This window comes from Pseudobdellovibrionaceae bacterium (assembly GCA_019637875.1).
Taxonomy (GTDB): Bacteria; Bdellovibrionota; Bdellovibrionia; order Bdellovibrionales; family Bdellovibrionaceae; genus JAHBUW01.
Genome location: JAHBUW010000007.1, coordinates 43,745 through 62,200 on the forward strand (window position 1 = coordinate 43,745; position 18,456 = coordinate 62,200).

At 57.6% G+C, this 18,456-nt stretch carries 18 protein-coding genes; 9 read left to right on the plus strand and 9 right to left on the minus strand.

All coding sequences use genetic code 11. From position 1 onward, the window contains the following. Window positions 1-54 precede the first annotated feature (54 nt). Window positions 55-933 carry a hypothetical protein gene (locus KF767_10065; protein MBX3018223.1) on the minus strand — a complete coding sequence of 293 codons (879 nt, stop codon included), beginning with the start codon at window positions 931-933 and terminating at the stop codon, window positions 55-57. A gap of 149 nt (window positions 934-1,082) precedes the next feature. Here KF767_10065 and KF767_10070 point away from each other — a divergent pair, with 149 nt between their 5' ends. Continuing rightward, window positions 1,083-2,228 (plus strand): SUMF1/EgtB/PvdO family nonheme iron enzyme, encoded by a 1,146-nt coding sequence (locus tag KF767_10070; protein MBX3018224.1) that lies wholly within the window; start codon window positions 1,083-1,085, stop codon window positions 2,226-2,228. On the opposite strand, the gene KF767_10075 is transcribed toward KF767_10070, so the two are convergent. After that, window positions 2,225-3,250 carry an alpha/beta fold hydrolase gene (locus KF767_10075; protein ID MBX3018225.1) on the minus strand — a complete coding sequence of 342 codons (1,026 nt, stop codon included), beginning with the start codon at window positions 3,248-3,250 and terminating at the stop codon, window positions 2,225-2,227. The two genes, KF767_10070 and KF767_10075, sit on opposite strands and share 4 nt — an antisense overlap. 115 nt (window positions 3,251-3,365) lie before the next feature. Here KF767_10075 and KF767_10080 point away from each other — a divergent pair, with 115 nt between their 5' ends. Beyond that, a complete protein-coding gene (locus tag KF767_10080; protein ID MBX3018226.1) occupies window positions 3,366-4,175 on the plus strand; it encodes a hypothetical protein in 810 nt (269 codons plus the stop codon). On the opposite strand, the gene KF767_10085 is transcribed toward KF767_10080, so the two are convergent. Beyond that, window positions 4,172-6,871, minus strand: coding sequence for a valine--tRNA ligase (locus KF767_10085; GenBank protein MBX3018227.1), 2,700 nt, complete (start codon window positions 6,869-6,871; stop codon window positions 4,172-4,174). The two genes, KF767_10080 and KF767_10085, sit on opposite strands and share 4 nt — an antisense overlap. A gap of 8 nt (window positions 6,872-6,879) precedes the next feature. After that, complete coding sequence (locus tag KF767_10090) at window positions 6,880-8,067, minus strand: hypothetical protein (protein MBX3018228.1); 1,188 nt, start codon at window positions 8,065-8,067, stop codon at window positions 6,880-6,882. 26 nt (window positions 8,068-8,093) lie between these two features. On the opposite strand from KF767_10090, the gene KF767_10095 reads away from it, so the two are divergent. The 3 genes from KF767_10095 (at window position 8,094) to KF767_10105 (ending at window position 11,170) form a co-directional block, all read left to right on the plus strand. Beyond that, window positions 8,094-9,383 carry an MFS transporter gene (locus KF767_10095; GenBank protein MBX3018229.1) on the plus strand — a complete coding sequence of 430 codons (1,290 nt, stop codon included), beginning with the start codon at window positions 8,094-8,096 and terminating at the stop codon, window positions 9,381-9,383. Then, window positions 9,383-9,727, plus strand: a complete 345-nt coding sequence (locus KF767_10100; protein MBX3018230.1) for a rhodanese-like domain-containing protein — start codon at window positions 9,383-9,385, stop codon at window positions 9,725-9,727. The genes KF767_10095 and KF767_10100 overlap by 1 nt, the downstream gene beginning before the upstream one ends. A gap of 132 nt (window positions 9,728-9,859) precedes the next feature. After that, window positions 9,860-11,170: a hypothetical protein gene (locus KF767_10105; protein MBX3018231.1), complete on the plus strand. Its 1,311-nt coding sequence runs from the start codon at window positions 9,860-9,862 to the stop codon at window positions 11,168-11,170. Between the two features lie 116 nt (window positions 11,171-11,286). Here the strand turns inward: KF767_10105 and KF767_10110 are convergent, their stop codons facing one another. The 5 genes from KF767_10110 to maf form a co-directional block, all read right to left on the minus strand. Beyond that, complete coding sequence (locus KF767_10110; GenBank protein ID MBX3018232.1) at window positions 11,287-11,574, minus strand: YggU family protein; 288 nt, start codon at window positions 11,572-11,574, stop codon at window positions 11,287-11,289. Window positions 11,575-11,690: 116 nt separating this feature from the next. Beyond that, a complete protein-coding gene (locus KF767_10115; protein ID MBX3018233.1) occupies window positions 11,691-12,215 on the minus strand; it encodes a DivIVA domain-containing protein in 525 nt (174 codons plus the stop codon). Window positions 12,216-12,265: 50 nt separating this feature from the next. Then, window positions 12,266-13,093: a pyrroline-5-carboxylate reductase gene (locus tag KF767_10120; protein ID MBX3018234.1), complete on the minus strand. Its 828-nt coding sequence runs from the start codon at window positions 13,091-13,093 to the stop codon at window positions 12,266-12,268. A gap of 55 nt (window positions 13,094-13,148) precedes the next feature. Next, window positions 13,149-13,796, minus strand: a complete 648-nt coding sequence (locus KF767_10125) for a YggS family pyridoxal phosphate-dependent enzyme (protein MBX3018235.1) — start codon at window positions 13,794-13,796, stop codon at window positions 13,149-13,151. After that, window positions 13,793-14,446, minus strand: a complete 654-nt coding sequence (gene maf, locus KF767_10130) for a septum formation protein Maf (protein ID MBX3018236.1) — start codon at window positions 14,444-14,446, stop codon at window positions 13,793-13,795. The genes KF767_10125 and maf overlap by 4 nt, the downstream gene beginning before the upstream one ends. A gap of 26 nt (window positions 14,447-14,472) precedes the next feature. Between maf and KF767_10135 the strand changes: the two genes are divergently transcribed. From KF767_10135 to KF767_10150, 4 genes are read left to right on the plus strand one after another with little or no spacing between them, the layout of a single operon-like run. Continuing rightward, complete coding sequence (locus KF767_10135; protein ID MBX3018237.1) at window positions 14,473-15,375, plus strand: type II secretion system F family protein; 903 nt, start codon at window positions 14,473-14,475, stop codon at window positions 15,373-15,375. Further along, window positions 15,375-15,725, plus strand: a complete 351-nt coding sequence (locus KF767_10140) for a DUF192 domain-containing protein (protein MBX3018238.1) — start codon at window positions 15,375-15,377, stop codon at window positions 15,723-15,725. Before KF767_10135 ends, KF767_10140 begins: the two co-directional genes overlap by 1 nt. Beyond that, complete coding sequence (locus tag KF767_10145; GenBank protein ID MBX3018239.1) at window positions 15,712-17,379, plus strand: FHA domain-containing protein; 1,668 nt, start codon at window positions 15,712-15,714, stop codon at window positions 17,377-17,379. Before KF767_10140 ends, KF767_10145 begins: the two co-directional genes overlap by 14 nt. Beyond that, the gene (locus tag KF767_10150; protein ID MBX3018240.1) at window positions 17,376-18,452 is read left to right on the plus strand and encodes an FHA domain-containing protein; all 1,077 of its coding nucleotides are present in this window, start codon (window positions 17,376-17,378) and stop codon (window positions 18,450-18,452) included. The genes KF767_10145 and KF767_10150 overlap by 4 nt, the downstream gene beginning before the upstream one ends. Window positions 18,453-18,456: the final 4 nt, after the last annotated feature.

Genomic DNA, 18,456 nt, shown 5'->3' on the forward strand with positions numbered 1-18,456 from the left:
GTCGGGCGCGGAGTTCCGGATCTCGGAGGGGGAACGGGTTCCGCGCTCGATGATTCAATCGAGCGGCGGGGGATTGTCGATCATCTCTTGGTAGTCCGCTCCGTAGCGGCCGTTCGGCACCAACATCGTCGCCAACCGCCAATTCGAAGTCGCCAGAATGAAACGTCCGTGGCCCACGCCCGGTGCGTAGGACCAAGTCGTGTTCACCGAGGCCGCATCGGGCCAGTAGTCCGCGCCGACATTCACGAGATAGCGTGCCGAGGCGCGATCATCGGCTCCGCTCGGATCGTCCAAGATCAAGCGGGTCTCCATCGAGACGAAGACCGCGCGGATATCTTGGGGTACGATCGTATTGTGCGTGCCGTAGCCGTGACCAAAATCCGGATAGGCCGGTTTGAAAGAAACGCCCGAGGATTCGTTCCTCATACCCATATTAGAAACGTGCGCGAACGGATAGGTCCACGTGTCGGTCCAGGGGAGGGCATCGTTTCGCAACTGGCTCCATGTCCGTGTTGACTGCGAAAGTACGAAGAGCTTCAGGTTGCGATACTGCACTCGCGTATTGGTGGCGGTGTTGCCGTCGGCCTCGAACACTTGCATCCACGTATTCAAGATGTAGCACCAATCGGGTTTCGTATGCGGGAACCACGAAGGAATGTCGTCCTTGGCGGGGGACTGCATGATCGGTCCCGGTCCCCTTTGCCAATCGAATCGGATGTCGGGAATCGCGGCCTCGTGAGATGTCGCTTGTTGGCTCGTCACGATCGCTTGCATCTTGGCGGTCACTGCGGGGTCGATTGGAGTCGGTGAGGCCGCGGGAGTGGGTGTCGGAAGCGACGACTCGATATCGACATCCGTAAAGCCGTCCGCGGGCATTTTGCAGTTGATGAAGTTCGTCGCGACCAAAAACATGAACGCGCTCGTTGCCAGCAACTGTTGAATTCTATGTGAATCTGAACGTCCCACAGTCTCTTGTCGGTCCATCAGTCTAAAGGCTAGAGGAGGATAAAAAGGACTTCTGCGATTCGATCTTGAATCCTGGATTTCGTATCGGAAAATGGAGTTCTTTGCGGAGGGAGTTCATGAAAGCCGGCCTTTTTTTTCTCATTTTGATTTGTGCGGTTTTTGAGACATCCTGGACTCTCGCGGCGTGCACCTCCCCCACTGCGGCTGAAGGTGTCCGAAACTATTTTTCGGACGACAAGAAATACAAGCTGTGCGCGCGCGATGTCTGGAACGATTTCGTCACGACGGGGACTCTCACCTCCTGCTCCAAAGAGGCCGAGATTGAATATGATCCGGCGCAGACGGCATTCAAATACTGTAATGGTTCGAATTGGGTGAGGATCCTTGACGTCGATGCCGGCTTGGGGAGCGCATGTTCGGTGCAAGGGCGGCAAGAGTACAACGCAACGACCAAAGAGCTTCTTTATTGTGACGGCACCAACTGGCGAACCATGGCTTCGGCTTTCTGTCCGACGGGTTATATCCGGGTTCCGGGAGATGTCACGTTCGGGACTTCGAATTTCTGTGTGGCCAAATATGAAATGAAAAACGTGAGCGGAGTCGCTACCTCCGTTCCCGCTGGAACCCCTTGGGGCAGTATCACGCGCAATGGTGCGCGGACCCAGTGCGCGAACTTGGGCACGGGTTACCGGCTGATCTCCAATGCGGAGTGGATGACCATCGCTCGCAACATCGAGCTCGATGCGCGCAACTGGTCGGGTGGCAGCGTAGGCAGCGGAGCCGTGAATCGTGGCAATACGGAAAACGGCGGTTTGCAAGCGGCTTCCGCGAACGACAATCAATCCTGCCTTGGTACGGGCCAAACCTGCGATCTGTCGACGTGGAACCGTTTGCGACGAACGCATTGGCTATCGAATAACCGGGTGATTTGGGATTTGTCGGGCAATATCCGCGAAATGATTTATGATGATTTCTCGAGTTTGGGGACCTCGCCGACCTTCGTTTCCGGGGTGGATGTTTGGGTCGAGCATAGTACCTTGTCGGCGACGAATCGTACGCTTCTTTCGCCCTCGTCGAGTTCACGAAATGCCGCTGAGGGCATGGGACGTGCGCAAGGACAAAGTGCCAGCGCCGTTCTGGTCGAGCGCGGAGGCGCGCAAAATTTCTGGGACTCCGCCGGGATCTACACGGTCTTGATCTCAGGTGATGCCACGGGATCGAATTTCTATCTTATCGGATTCAGGTGTACCTATACTCCCTAGTACAGCATGAGCTTCGCGGTCTCGAGGAGCGCGTAGTCCAACCAGCGATTCGAGCCGATGGGCGTGTAGTCGTTGTGGATGTAACCCATGTGGCCGCCGACCTGCTCCATGTGCAGATGCACGTCTTTGGACAAATCGGTCTTCAAGAAGTCGCTGCCGTCGATGAACGGATCGTCCGCGCTGGTCAGAATGATCGTCTGGCGATCGATCTTGGTCAGATGACTGCGCGAGCTGCAATTCGTGTAATACTCCATCGCGCTTTTGAAGCCGCCCACGGGGGCCGTGAAGTAGTTGTCGAATGCGCCGATGGAGTTGAACCAGCTCATGGAGGGCGGCGCTTTCATCAAGCCGTCGCGATCCATGTCGCGAATCAAGACTTGCAGGTACGACATGAAGTAGACCGCGTAGGCCTTGTTCGACCACGCGTCGAACCACTCGGTGGTTTTTTGCAGATTGATCGGTGGATTCACCGCGATCGCGTAATCGGGAAGATCCAGGGGATGTTTCGCTTCCGCCTGGGCGAATTCGTCGAGCGTGAAGACGTTCAGACCCGGCAGCACGCGGCTCATCAGCAAAAGCAGCGCGTTCGCGCTCATGGAGAAACCGATCGCCATGATTTTTTTGCCGGGGAATTCGGTGCGCAGACGTTTGATCACGGCGCCCAAGTCGCCGGACTTCCCGCTGTGGTAAGGCTCGCGCGCCAGTCCCTTGCCTTCGCCGCAGTTACGGTGGTTCATCAGACAGACGGAGTATTTTTCGCGCAAAAATTCGTGCGCCACGCGCTGCATGTACTTCGATTGCGCCGAGCCCGCCAGGCCGTGGAATAAAACGACGACGCAGTCCGAATCTTGATCGTAGAGGCGACAAACGACGCGGTCGCCGTCGGGCAGTCCGACTTCCAGGCGACGGCCCGGCTGACGAATGCTGGGTGACCACAACATCTCCCCCAGGATCGTCTGCGAGTGACGATCCGGAGCCCACAGCGGCGGCTCACATGGCAATAGGGGAAGGACTTTGTTCATCGTAAATCCACTTGAATGGTTGAACACCCAGGGCTCTCCCTTTAGATTTGCCATAGGACCTCATTTCTTTCAATGCGGACCGCGTTCAGCCCATGGGCTGGTAAGGATTTCGTAAGTGTCGGACGCCTCCTCCCCATCCCTTTCTCGTGAGCCGAAACCCTGGAAAAAAGGGCTCATCGCCGTGGCGTTGATCGTCGTGGTCTTGGGGGTGTTTTTGCTGGTCCGGCCCTCGGGGAACGAATCCGTCCCGTCGCCGACCGCAGGCGATATCGCCGCGAGCGGCCCCACGGGCGCGCCGATCAAAGAGTCCTCGTCCGTCGGAGCGATGCTGGGCGCCCTCGAGGCGAAGCCGATGACTCCCGGCGAAGGTATCCCCACGGACATTCTGGAAGAGATGCAGCGCTGTTTGCGCGCGCCGGAGCTTTCGGCCGAGGGCTTGGGTGAACCTAAGGAGGCCTCGGCGACGCCGGACCCCGTGCGGGTTTTACGGACCGAGGAAGCCCTCGTCGAGATCGAAAAGGATCTTGGCCCCGCGATGATGCAAGGGGATCTCTGGACGGATTGGATCGTGCGTCTGCCGGAAGGCATGGACCGTAAGGTTCATCTGGAAAACATCGAAGACGAGGGAGGGCGGATTCGGCAGAACCTTTCGCTTTTCCAAATCGATCAAAGCGGTAAGGCGATGCGGATTCCGCTGACCGAAGCCGAAGAACTCAATCCCGATATGGTGATGATTTCGAATCTACTGAACGAGGGCGAGATCCATCGCAAAGAAACGTCACGCTACTATCAGTTCGCCGGCGGGGAGCGTTTGGAGCTGATCGAGCTCGACGGTCAACCGACCGAGCTCGAAATCGTTCGCGGCGAAATCTTTTTCCGCTGCGACAAGATGGAAGGCACCGAGAACTGCACCTGCATCCGTTAGGATTGCAGGCGGGTCAGCGATTCCCGTAGGGTGACGACCTGATTGCGGGCGTCTTCCAAAAGTTTGCGGTCGGCTTCGACGACCTCTTCGGCCGCGTTCTTCACGAAGTTTTCGTTGTTCAAACGTCCCGAAAGCATCGCGATGTCTTTGTTCGCCTTCTCGATGGTCTTTTCGATACGTTTGATCTCTTCCTCGATGTTCACGAGGCCTTCCAGCGGGATGATGACTTTCACGGTCGACTGTTCGCTTTGGCAGAGTGCCACCGCGCACTTCGACAGCGAGCCTTCGGCGCCGATGTCGAGAGTTTCCAGACGGGCCATGGCCATGATCGAACCCTTGTGCGCGCCCAGAACTTTCTGTGCGAAATCGTCCGACGGTGCCATGCGCACGTTGATCTTCACGGCGGGCGAGATCCGATTTTCCCCACGGATGTTACGGATCGCCGAGACGACGTCCTTGATCAAATCCACTTCGCGTGCGGCCGCATCCGAACCGAGCGCGAGCAGATCGCGATCGTTGCGTGCGGTCGGGTACTGGTCGACGATGCAAGCTTCGCCTTTCAGCGGGAGCTTTTGGTAAAGCTCTTCGGTGATGAAGGGTGCCAGCGGGTGCAGAAGGCGCATGATCCGGTTGAGGACCAAAGCCATGACCGTTTGGGTCGCCTGCTTTTCCGCGGGCGATCCCGAGGCGTAGATGGGCTTACAGAACTCGATGTACCAGTCGCAGAAGTCGTACCACACGAAGCTGTAGAGCGCCGAGGCCGCGTCCGAGAAGCGGGTTTGCTCCAGTGCTTCGTCGACGGCTTTCATGGTTGTGCCGAGCTTCGTGAGGATCCACTGATCGTAAGGCGAAAGATTCGCTTTTTGCGGCAACATCTTCGCGCCCTCGGGGCCGGGCTGGAAGTCCTGCAGCGAGCCGAGCGCGAAACGGGTCGCGTTCCAGATCTTGTTCATGAAGTTGCGGTAGCCTTCGGTCCGCTGTTCGCTGAACTTGAAGTCCTTTCCGCCGTGCATGTGCGCCAGGAACGAGAAGCGGAGGGCGTCCGCGCCGTACTTTTCGATCAGCTCCACGGGATCGACCGAGTTGCCGGTCGACTTGGACATCTTGCGGCCCTGGGCATCGCGGACGATGCCGTGCAGGTAGACGTGACGGAAGGGGACGTCGCGACGGAACTCGAGTCCCATCATCACCATACGCGCCACCCAGAAGAACAGGATGTCGTGTCCGGTGATCAGGAAGTTCGTCGGGTAGAAGGTTTTGAGCGCTTCGGTCTCTTCCGGCCAACCCATCGTCGAGAACGGCCAAAGCGCCGAGCTGAACCAGGTGTCGAGGACGTCTTCATCCTGCGCGATCGTGGGTTTACCGCACTTTTCGCAGGAGTGCGGATCTTCTTCGGCGACGGTGATGTGTTCACACGAGGTACAGAACCACGCGGGAATACGGTGACCCCACCACAGCTGGCGCGAGATGCACCAGTCCTCGATGATCGACATCCAGTGCAGGTAAACCTTCGTCCAATTTTCGGGTTCGATTTTGATCGTGCCGGATTCGACCACGCGCTGGGCGGGGACGGCGAGGTGTTCGGTCTTCACGAACCACTGCTCCGACAAGAAGGGCTCCACGACCGCGCCCGAGCGCGAGCAGTGACCCACGTTCAGCGAGTGCGGCTCTTCTTTTTCGAAGAGTTCCTTGGCCTTCAGGTCTTCCAGAACTTTTTTGCGCGCTTCCACCACCGAGAGACCTTGGTAGGGACCCGCGTTTTCGTTCAGCAGCGTCTGTTTGGTCAGGATGTTGATGAACGGCAGCTTGTGCGTCTTCCCGATCTTGTAGTCGTTGAAGTCGTGCGCGGGCGTGATCTTCACGACGCCCGAGCCGAACGCGGGATCAACGTAGGTGTCCGCGATGATCGGGATCTTGCGGTTCAAGAGCGGCAGGATCACGTTTTTACCGATGAGGTGTTTGTAACGTTCGTCATCGGGATGCACGCAGACGGCGGTATCGCCGAGGAGCGTTTCCGGACGCGTGGTCGCGATGATCAGCTGTGCCGATCCGTCTTCAAGCGGATAGCGGATGTGCCACATCGAGCCTTTGACGGTCTTGTGTTCGACTTCGAGATCCGAGATCGCGGTCTCGAGCGGTCCCGACCAGTTCACAAGGCGCTGACCGCGATAGATCCAGCCTTTTTTGTAAAGCGAAACGAAGGTTTTACGGACGGCTTTGGAAACGCCGGGGTCCAGCGTGAAGACCGCGCGGTCCCAGTCGCAAGAATCGCCGAGCTGGCGCATTTGATTGTAAATGCGGTTGCCGTACTGATTCTTCCAAGCCCAGACGCGCTCGACGAATTTTTCGCGGCCCAGGCCGTGACGGGTGAGACCTTCTTTTTTGAGTTCCTTTTCGACCACCGACTGGGTCGCGATGCCCGCGTGATCCGTTCCCGGCAACCACATGGCATTGAAGCCGCTCATACGTTTCCAGCGGATCAAACAATCCTGGATGGTATGATCGAGCGCGTGCCCCAAGTGCAGAAAGCCGGTGACGTTCGGCGGGGGCAGGATGATCGAGAACGGAGGCTTGGTGCTTTGATCTTGAGCTTTGAAGTAGCCGCTCTTTTCCCACCAGCCGTAGATACGTGCTTCCACATCGGTGGGATTATAGCGATCGGACAGAGCTTGCGCGGACTTTTCATTCGACGACATGGAAACCCTCAGTTTCCGTCATTTGTAGTCGAATTGTCCTCCATTTGCATCTCTGTTTTGTTCAGCTCGTCTTGGATATTGATCGTCTTTTCACGAGGGCGGCGCGGCGCCCGGCGCGTCGGCGCGGGGCTCTCTTCCGGAGCCATGATCTGCGTCTGCGGCGTCACGGATTTGGGCGCTTGGTTCTGGAACGGACGTTGGTCGACGCCATCGCGGACGTTTTCTTCAAACGTGCTCGGATTCTCGTAGTTGGGAGTATAGGGCGACGACTTCCTGCGCAAACCCGAATAATCCCAGCGGTAGATCATTCCGCCTTGGAAAATGGCATCCCGTGCGACGTTGGAGCCGCTCCAATCCATTCCGCCACCGAAGTGGAACGAAAATTCCGGGGTCGCGTTCACGCGCAACCACAGGTTCGACTCCATCGAGGAGGGGTTGAAGGCGGCGTAGCGTTTCGCGCAGCCGTTGACGGGGCAGAAGTAGGTCGCGTCGATGGCGGTTTCGCGGTCGGTGTCTTTGTCGTAGTTCAGGCTTTGGTAACCGCGGGCGTCGACGCCGATATTCCAGCGGCCGTTTTGACCGAACGAGAACTCGAACAGCGCGCCGTACGGCAAAAGCGTCGAGCGTCCGCCGTCGCGGTAAGTGACGCCGGCGAAACCGCCGAAACGGTAGCTGCGGCGTTCGACGCGCAGGACGATGCGGCCGTTGGCTTCGATCACGCCTTCGCTCAGCGCGACCTTTGCGTCGGGCTTTCTTTCCGTCGATTCGATGGGAAATGTGAACGAGAAGTCGGGAATCACCAAAATACGACCCGCGACCAGAACGAAGTCGGTGCCGACCTGACCGTAGGCGAAGCCCGTATTGGTTTTTGTCTGCGGAGTGCCGAAAACGGTATTGGTCGATTCAGCCGAAGTCAGGCGGCCCGAGCCGTAAAGGTGAAAGCGGGGCGCAATTTCGGCCCGCGCGCCAAAATCGAAGTCCGTCGTCGCGAAGGACGAGCCCGAGTTCAACTTCGTGAAGGTATTGCCGGATTTCTCGAAATTGCCCTCGGTTTTGGCGTAGCTCGCCTCCAGCTTGATGTCGATGCGTTCGGGAGTGCCGAATTTAAAGTCATCATAGGGCGCCGAATGGGCGATGGAGGTCGCGGTTGAGGCGACAAGCGTCACGGCCAGGACGGCTGGTCCAAGTCTGTTCATTCTCATGCGTTATCCACCTGACAAAAATGGGATTGTTTAATAATCCTGCAAGCCTCATGGGTGATCAAAACAAATCCGAACTCAAGGTCATCTTTCTGACCGTCTTTTTGTACCTGGTCGGTTTTGGCGTCATTATTCCGCTTTTGCCCATGCTGAGCCGCGACCTTGGTGCCACTTCTTTCGAGCTGGGATTGCTGATGGCGATCTACAGTTTGAATCAGTTTTTGTTCTCGCCCTTCTGGGGTGCGCTGTCGGATCGCGTGGGGCGTCGACGCGTCCTGCTGACCTGTCTGGGACTTGAGGTCTTCTGCTACATCATCTTCGCGTTCGCGCGCAGCGTGGAAATGCTGATCGTCGCGCGCGGACTCGCGGGTTTTTTCGGCGCGAGCCTTTCCACCGCTTCGGCCGCAGTGTCCGACGTGACCAGCGAGAAGGAGCGATCGAAAGGCATGGCGCTGATCGGCGCGGCTTTCGGTTTGGGTTTCATCTTCGGACCGGCTCTTGGCGGAGGATTGTCGCTCTGGGGTTCGAAGATTTCGAGCGAGCCCTATTTCGCCTCGACCTTCACGCTTTTAGGCGTGGCGGTTTTGTGTTTGGTCAATTTTTTGATGGCTTTACGTTACTTGAAAGAAACGCGAGTTCCGGCCGAGCTTGAGGCCACCGCGCGGGATGAGCGTCCCGGCTGGCGTCGTGGATTACTGGCGCTGATCGACAAAGTCGGGGCGATGCGGACCGCGCTCGGCAAGCCCGTGATCGGGACTTTGGTCTTGAGTTTCGCACTGGCGTCGATCGCGATGTCCACCATGGAATCCACGCTCGCGCTCTACGTGGCGGATCATTTCGGGTGGGGGCTTTTTGAAATCAGTCTGGGCTTCGTTTACATCGGCGTGCTCGCGACGGTGATGCAAGGTTATCTGGTGCGCAAACTGCTTCCCCGTTACGGCGAAAAGCTGCTCTTGCGCGTCGGACTTTTCTTGCTCGCTTTGAGTTTAGGATTGATCGGTGTCGCGGACGAGCTTTGGATTCTGGGTGTCGCGATGACGATCTTGCCTTTCGGTCAGGGCCTCGTGAATCCGTCGGTTCTGGGGAGCGTCAGTTTGCTCGCGGGTAAACACGAGCAGGGGCGCATCTTGGGAACCGCGCAGGGATTTTCGGCGCTCGGTCGCATCGTGGGGCCGTTGGTCGGCGGTTGGAGTTACGCGCGTCTGTCGCACTCTGCACCGTACTACATCGCGGCGGCGACGGCGCTGGTCGCGTGCGTGCTGATCGTCGCGCTCGGTTCGCGGGTGCCTTCGACGGGAAAGGCGGACGCCTAATGCCTCTCGGACTTTTTCAGTTTTTGAATCTGCTTCGTCAGCGCGTTCACTTTTTCGTTTTCGCCTGGGCGTCTTTCGATGGCTTGGACATCAAGGGCATGGAGAAGATGCACCTCGATCACATCGTGGTCCCGATGACCGGCGAGCCCGACCTCGGCGCGTTGAAAACAAGCATGCGTGAGTTGAAACTCGAACCTGCGGCGCCGATTTTACTGATCGATGGCGACGGTGTTCGTGCGCGTGAGATCGCGCAGGCCCTGGACGAAGAAAGTTACATCAATGTGTTCTACGCCCTCGACGGCGTGAGCGGTTTCCTCTCGGAAAAACAAGCGTCCTTGCAATAAGGAACCGCAATCTTGAGAGTGTCTTGAACGTCTGTCGGCACGCGTTTCGTCCTAAGTCTGGTTCGGCTTGAGGAGGGCTTGCGCGGGTCTGTTGGTTGACACCAGAATGAGCTTTGTTCAAGGAGGACACTGATGAAATTGGCACTGCGTGGACTGGCGTTGGGATTGGCTTTGACGACCGCGGCTTGCAGCGGCGGTGGTGGTGGAGGCGGCGGTTCGAGTTCGACTCGCAAAGGCACGGGTTATCTGAAGGTGGATTTGCCTCAGATGACGGGCGCGAGCTCGGCGGTCGTGGCTTCGTCGATCGGCACGATGAGTTTGCCATGGGCGGAGTCGGCGTCGTCGGGAACTCCTGCTCTGACCCTGAAGCAACTGGTGACCAATACGAACCAAGGTGAGAACTGCGTCGGGATCGTGGAAAGCATTCCCTTCTTGGTCTGCATGGTGGAATCCATGGGGATCAATAAGCCCGGAACTTATTCCGGAACCCTCGGCGGTGTGACCTTGACGGCGGTCGTGGCCGAACTTTCCGCCGACCCGAATGGTTATGACATCGAAGCCGTGGTTACAAAAAGCGGGAAAGACATTTTTAACTACAAAGCAAACACCGCGGGAACCAAAGGTGAGATCCGCTACGAGCTGATCGAGTTCTTCGACGTCATGGGCGTTCCGGCGAACGCGGACGAAGTGCAAGAGCGGGCGAATATCGTGAAGTGGGATAACACGGATTCCGCAAATGCCATTGTCGAGACCTGGGAAGAGTACCACTCTGTCTATATGAACACCACCACGACGAAATGGGTCGCTCATATGAAGGCTCTCGTCGATGAGGACAATGGGATCGCCGATATCGTGCAGAAGCAGTCTTCGCATGGCTATTACAGCGCCATTACCGAGTCGCGTTTGCGTACGACGATTTTCCAAACTCGGTTCAAGGGATCGCACATCATCGAGGCTTTTGCGGTCTGCGACGAAGGGGGCGCCACCGCCGGGGCCGTCGTTTTGGGCACGAACTGTTGGGACTTCGACACGAATACGGGCGTCGACAATCCGTCGAGTCCCACGCGCAATTGGCGCATGGGGAACCCCGCGGAAACCGGATTCAGTGGCTCCGCTCCGGGAGTCCTGGTCGGTGGAACATGGAACGACACCTCGGGATTCTCGTTATTGGAGTCGAAGACTCTGACCCCGTCGATACCCGTCACCAGCGATCCGAATACGCCCGGGAATCTCGTGGACGGAAATCAAACTTGGTCCAGCACGGCGTTTGCGGATAGCACATTGACGGACCTCGTCTCCGCTCAACGTGGCGGAAGTCATGCCTTCACTTTGTCGGTGGGAACGACGCAATCGGGAGAGACCGGAAATTCCGTCGCGAAGCTCGTGCAAGATGTCCAAACCATGTCCTTCGCAACAATGGACGCACTGATCAGCGGCAAGTAAGTAAAGGTCGCCGCTCACGTCTTGAAACGCGTCGCATGACGAAAGGTACCTTCTTCCTATTGGTTTCGCAGGTGCGCCACTGGCCGTGCGCAACCAATAGGAAGAAGGTACCTTTTTTATTCCAGAGCCGCGCGGATGGCGCTTTCGTCCAGCGACGCGGGGAGAGCCAAGCTTTTCTGCTTCGACGTCGCGCCGGCGACGATTTCCAGGTCTGCTTGGCGGACGCCCAGACGCTTCGCTAGAAAGCGCACGAGCTCTTCGTTCGCGGCGCCATCGACGGGCGGAGCCTTCACTTTGATCTTCAGCCGATCGCCGTGAACACCCACGATTTCATTATTGGAAGCTTGAGGCTGAATTTGCACGGCGAGCACCCAGCCGCGTTTCGTCGATTTCAGGAAGGGCATACGCAAAGGTAGCTTCTTCCCGATAGTTTCGCACCTGCGAAACTATCGGGAAGAAGCTACCTTTTGTCATGCGACGCGTTTCAAGAAGTAAGCGGCTGGGCGCCCCCGGCTACCTTTTACCCGGCGGACAGAGGCGAGATTTCGGTGATCTTGGTTTCGTCGATGCTCGCGCGGGGGAGGCCGAAGGCGGGTTGAGTCTTTTCGCCCTGCTCGAGGATCGTGAGGTGCGCTTGGACCAGGCCCTTGAGGTTTGCTTCGAACTGCAGGCGCGCGCGTTTCAGATCCGAGATTTCGCCGTAGATCTTCTTCAGCGAGTCACGTGAGTCACGGGTGATGATTTCGGCTTTCTGTTGGGCGTCGGCGATGATGAGTTTCGCTTCGCGCTCGGCGTCTACGCGCAAGCGCTCGGACATTTGCGATGCGGTTTGGATGGTCGATTGCAACAGACGATCGCGCTCGCGGGTTTCGGCGAAGGCGATTTCTTTTTCGCGAACGGCCTCACGCAGTTGGTTGCGTTCGAGGACCAGGGCTTCCATTTCCGTGGCGACGATTTGCAGGAATTCGATCACTTCTTCTTCGTTCAGTCCGAACATGCTGCGACCGAATTGGCGATGACGGATGTCGATCGGCGTCAGTTTCATGGCTTCCTCCTTGAAGCGCGAGATCTTAGGCGACGCCTTCAGGATAACCTTTAGTTGGAACTCTTCGCAAGTTCGCGGTTACGGAGGGCGGCTTTCTCGAAACTGTAGCGAAGCGCCCGTTCGATTTCGAATTCCCTCATGGAATCAAGACCTGCGGCCGTGACGCCCTTCTTCGAGGTGACCCGGCTTTGCAGCTCTTCAAGACCTAGGTCGTGATTTTGCGCCGCCAGCTGGGCCGCGCCCAGAAAGGTTTCCACGACCATGCGACGGGCGTCGGCCTCTTCGAAGCCGCGCTCGAGGATCCAATCATGGAAGTAAGACATGAACTCGAAAACGAAGCCTGTTCCCGACGAGCACGAAACCATCAGCGCTTCGAGTTGCTCCTCATCGGTGCATTGGAAAACCGCGCCCAGCGGGCTGAGTAGGTCCTCGACGATGACCTGCAGACCGCGATCTTTTTCTTTATCCGACATCAAGTAACCGACCACGCCACGCTGGATGACGGACGGAGTATTCGGCATCGCGCGCACGACGCGTGCTTGGGGAATTTTCTTTTGCAGGTCGTGTAAAGTCAGGCCGGCGGCCAAGCTGACCACGATCTGCTTTTCGTGAAAGCTCGAGACAAAGGGATCAATCGCCGAACTGAAATCCTGGGGCTTCACCGCGATCACGATGATGTCGCAATTGTCGATGACCTGCTCGTTGATCTGCGCGGCGGTGATGCCCCAGTTCTCGACGGCTTTTTGCAGTTTTCCCGGAGAGCGGTTCGAGGCGTGAATGTGCGTGGGGTTCAGGGTTTTGGTGTCGACCAGGGCCTTGACCATCGCTTGCGCCATGTTGCCTACACCGATGAAACCGACTTTGTACGGAAAGGCCATTCCGAAATTCCCCTTGTTGAAATTCCAATCAGTCTATCGCCAACCGCAAAACGATTCACTGCGCGGCGCGAGAGCGCTCGCCGAAAAGGATCGAGCCCAAACGAACCCAGGTCGCCCCTTCTTCGATCGCCACCCGGAAATCCGCGCTGGTGCCCATGGAGAGCTGATTCGCCTCGACGGCATCGCGCTGGATCTGTCGGCCCAACTCCGCGAGTTCCCGAAAAAGCGGGCGATTGGTTTCGGCGTCGTTTTGGAGAGGAGGCATCGTCATCAGACCGCGAATTTCGAGTCCCGCCAGACGGCGCAACTCGGACCACGCGCTCTCGAAATCCGCGCGGCCGAATCCGGATTTGGAGTCTTCTCCGCCCACGTTGACTTGGAAAAGAACGGGTTGGCGTCGGGATTCCGCCAGCGCGGATTGAGAGATTTTTTCCGCCAATTTCAGTGAGTCGACCGAATGAATCAGTGAAAAGTTCGACTTCAAGAATTTCACTTTGTTCGACTGCAATGAGCCGATCAGATGCCAGCGGAGTTTCATTGCCGAGAGCTCTTCGATTTTTGCCAGTGCTTCTTGGATGTAGTTTTCGCCGAAGTCGACATGGCCACGTGCCGCCGCGAGCGCGCGAATTTTTTCCGTCGGCTGCAATTTCGAAACGGCGACGACGCCGACGTGCGCGGGAATTTGCGACCAGTCGAAACTCATGGATTCCGCCTTAAGGCCCACTGTGGCAGCGGAGCGGGCGTCGCGGTCGGCGTGACGCCGAACCACCGCGCGAGATTTCCGACCAAACTTTCCATCGGGAGTCCGACGACGTTCGTGTAAGAACCGCGAACCGCGTCGACGAAATCGCCGCCGCCGCCCTGAATGCCGTAACTGCCGGCCTTGTCCAGGGGATGTCCGGACTTCACGTAGTCCTGAATTTCGCGCTCAGAAAGTGAACGAAATGCGACCTCGGTCGTCTCAATCCAAGATTTTGGAATTTTCGAATTTTCGTCCAGAAGGCAGACAGAGGTCTTGACCAAGTGGGTCCGGCCCGAGAGGGAAATCAGCGTCGCGATCGCGTCCGCGGCGCTTTCGGGCTTTCCTAATGGCCTCTCGTCGAGGACGACCATCGTATCGGCCGCGATGACCAGTCTGGACCCACCTTGGGTCCTGTCTAACGACTGGACGGAAGCCCGGGCTTTCCGGACGGCGATGTCTAAAATCTGCTCATCCACAGTCAGGTTTTCCTCAAGAGTTTCCGATATTTTAGAGGGATGGACCTGAAATTTGAAACCGGCATTTGTGAGCAGTTCACGACGTCTTGGAGATTCCGAGGCGAGGACGAGTTCATACATGCAGCTCGAGTTCATCACAGGTTTTTGGAAATGGGGAGAGAATGTTAAACCCAGATGTGATTCTCTACATGGCCATGGGACTGAGTTTCGTGTCGGTGTACTTCGTCACGCAGGCTTTGCTGACGAACAACACCGATAAGCAAATTCTGTCTTGGGCGAATGGCAGTGAGCCGCAGAAGTCCTCGTCGGCACTGATCAATTGGTCGCGTCCGTTGGTTCACCAATTCACATTGCAGCACGCCGCGCGCGTGAAGAGCCCCTCGTATCGCAAGAAGCTTGAACGCCTGATCATGACCGCGGGCTTGTCGCGCGAATTGAACGTCGATGAGTTCATCGGCCTGAAAATTTTCTGGGGCTTCGGTTTGCCGGGATTCCTGATCGTGTTCAACTTCGCCTTCGGATTGGGCATCGGCTGGCCGGTCTTCGTGGTCGCGATCGCGCTGGGCTGGCAGTTCCCGGATATGTACGCGAAGAGCCAGAAGAAAAAACGCGAGCTTTCGGCTCGCGCGGATCTGCCTTTCTTCGCGGACCTCTTGGCGTTGTCGACCGAGGCCGGACTTGATTTCATCTCGGCGATGCAGCGGATCGTGGACAAGGCCGAAGGCAGCGTCCTCGGCGACGAGCTGGGCATCGTGCTGAAAGATATCAAACTCGGTGCTTCGCGGATGGACGCCCTTCGCGGATTGGCGAAGCGCCTGGACATTCCCGAGATCATGAGCTTCGTCGCGGTCCTGGTCGACGCCGACGCGACGGGCGCCAGCATCTCGCAAGTTTTGAAAGACCAATCGGTGCAAATCCGTCTGGAGCGTTTCGTCCGCGCCGAGAAGGCCGGGGCCCGCGCTTCGCAGCTGATGTTGATCCCGCTGATCTTTTTCATCTTGCCGGCGGTCTTCATCGTCGTCTTCGGTCCGGTCATCGTGAACTTCACGCGGGGGACGTTCTAATGGCGAAGCTCTTGCGTGCGGATAACCAGCAACTTTTGATCCCGAACTTGCGGGTCGCGGATTCGTTCGCGACGCGGTTGCGTGGTTTGTTGGGTACGCGGGAGTTGCCCGTCGGTGAAGCGTTGTGGATTCATCAGTGCAATTCGATTCATACCTTCTTCATGCGCTATCCGATCGATTGCGTTTTCTTGGATCGCGACATGGTCGTGAAAAGTATCAAAAGCGACGTGCGTCCGGGACGTATCGTCTGGCCGCAGTGGGGAGCCACCACCGTGGTCGAAATGAAGTCGGGAGTTGCGGTCGGAACATTGGGACTTCGGAAAGGGGAAAAACTGCATGTGGGCGCTTAGAATTCTGAACGGTCCGCAAGCGGGACAGATTTTCCCGCTGGAGCCTGGAAAACTGAAGTTGGGTCGCGCGCAAAGCTGTCAGATTCAGCTGAACGCGGCGGGCATTTCGAAAGAACACTTCGAAGTGTCGGTTCTGCCGGACAAGGTGCTGATCACGGATTTGCGTTCGTCGAACGGGACATTCTTGAACGGCGTGCGCATCCAAGGTGGATTCCTGAATATCGGCGACAAAGTCATGGTGAACCAAGTCATCTTGGACGTCGTCCTTATGCAGGAACGTCCGCAGGGTCAGACTTTGCGCCCCGTGGATTCGAACTTGCCGGTTCCGATGGGTTCGGGGGTTCCGCAGATCGGTGGCCAGCCCCCGGGTGGGATGGTGCCGGGCACGCCCATGGGCCAGGACGGATTCGGACACTATAATAATGGAGTGGTTCCGAGCCCCGTCGTCCATAGACCGCCCGCGAGCTTCGGCGGTTTCCTGGAGTACAAGAGCTACCAGTTCAACGAATATATGGATACGACGGTCCTGCCCGGAGTTTACAAGCTCCCGCAGACGTTCGAGTTCCGTTTCGTTTTGATGGGTTTCGTCGGCGTGTTCATCCTGGCGGTGACGCTGCTTTCGATGATCCCGCTGTACCAAGTGACTTCCGAGAGCGTGAATATCGAAAGTCAGCGTCGCGCGCTGACGGTCGCGCGCGCGCTCAGCGAGATCAATCAACGCGTTCTGCGGAGCGGGGACTTCTCGGGTTTCCGCACCGATATGGTCATGAAGGAAGAAGGCATCGAGGACGCCTACGTCGTCGCGGCCGATGGCAAGATCTTGGCGCCGCCCGAGCGCGTGGGATTGACGCCGAAAGAAGCGGGCTTCATGAGCAAGATCAAGCGCTCGACCCAAGAGATGACGGACTCGTCATTGGACGGCCGCGTGGTGGCGTCGGTCCCCGTCGTCGCGTTCGACGCGGAACTGCAGCAAAACGTCGCGAAGGCTTACGCGGTGATCGTTTACAATCCCGGTAACCTGACGTTCGACGACCAACGTGCGTTCAGCCTGTTCGTGCAGGTTTTCACGCTGGCGATCATCGTGGGGGCGGCGCTGTTCTTCTTCCTTTATAAGATGATTCAGTATCCCTACGCGCGTCTGCACATGGCGCTCGATGAGGCGATGCGTGACGGTAACGATCAGATCCAGATCGAGTTCCAGTTCGCGGCTTTGCAAAATTTGATGACTTCGATCAACAGCCTGCTGGCCCGTGTGGCGGCGGGGAACCAGAACGAACACATGTCCGTGGGTAAAGGATCTCGCGACGGTGAGATCGCGAATCTGATGCAGTTGATCGGTTACCCGAGCATCTTGATTTCACGCGAAGGCATGATCGCGCGGGTCAGCCCGACGTTCTCGCAGTTGACGCAAATCGCGGAAGAACGTTTGGTCGGCGCGAAGATCAATGACATTCCCGATCCGGCGATGCAGCAGAACTTCAATCACCTCATGAGTCAATCGCAGATGAATATGTCGTCGATCAGCTCAGATACTTTGGACATCGGTGGACACAACTTCATGTTGAACTGTCAGGCGCTCGCGAACGCGCAGGGCGATATCGAATATTTCTTGATTACCGTCACTCCGGTTGAAGGTCAGGAGGGAGCCGCGTGAGTGCTGCCCCGTCTTTGAACTCCGCTTTGAGCGTGACGATCGAAATCGTCCGCGGCCCGCACAAGGGTTTCGTGCAGACCTTCCAGCAGAACAAGTGGACGGCCGGCCGGGGACCCGAGAACGATCTCGTGCTGGCGCAGGACTTGAAGGTCAGTCGCAATCACGTCGAGGTGCAATGTACCGGCGCGCAGGTCTTCGTGCGCAATACGAGTCAGAAGAACATCATGATGATCGATGGTCTGCTCGCGATCGAGACCATCATGAAGCCGGAAAGCGTCGTGCAGATTGGCGAGACTTACATTCGTTTCAAATTCGACCGGCCCGTCGAGAAAACGCCCCTGAAGGCGGTGCCGAATCCGCAAGTGACGAAAATGCCGGCGGTGACGGGAGTCGGCGCGGCGGTGCCCGCCGGCGGCGGAGTTTCGCGAGCGGTCGGAATGCCGGGAAATCCAAGTGCGGGCGCGGTCGGGTTTCCGGCGCCGGCGAATGGATTTCCGGGACGTCCGAAGCCGCCGCCCGAAGTGGAATTGCCTTTGTTCTCGCATCCGCGATTCCGCTTCTATTCGATGATCGCGGTCGTCGGCGTGGTGGTTTTGTGGTTTTTGAACGGGGAAGTGATCAACAAACCGGCGGAGAAGATCCGCGGGTCGGTGACGGTGACGGAGGATATGGCGAAATCCGAGGATGAGTTGAAAGCCATTCGTGAGTCCATGGCGAAAAAGGGCGTCGACACGCCCCAGTTCCGCCTGGCCGAGGCCCAGTTCATCCGCGGATTTCGTGACTATCAAAACGGGCAGTACGCACGCGCGATGGAGGCTTTTCAATCGGCGCGGTCGTTCTACCCCGAGCACGAGTTGGCGACGCATTACTGGACGCTCGCGAAGCGTAAGCAGGATGAGCGGGTGCAGATTTATATGATTCAAGGACGGCGGTACAAAGGAGTCCAAAACTACCGCTTGTGCCGCTCCGCCTTCGCGACGGTCGTGAAGATGGTGAAAAACGATAAGGACCCCATTTATCAAGAGGCGCTTCGCTTCCATGATGAATGCGCACTGAAGGAGATTCAGAAGTAAGGTT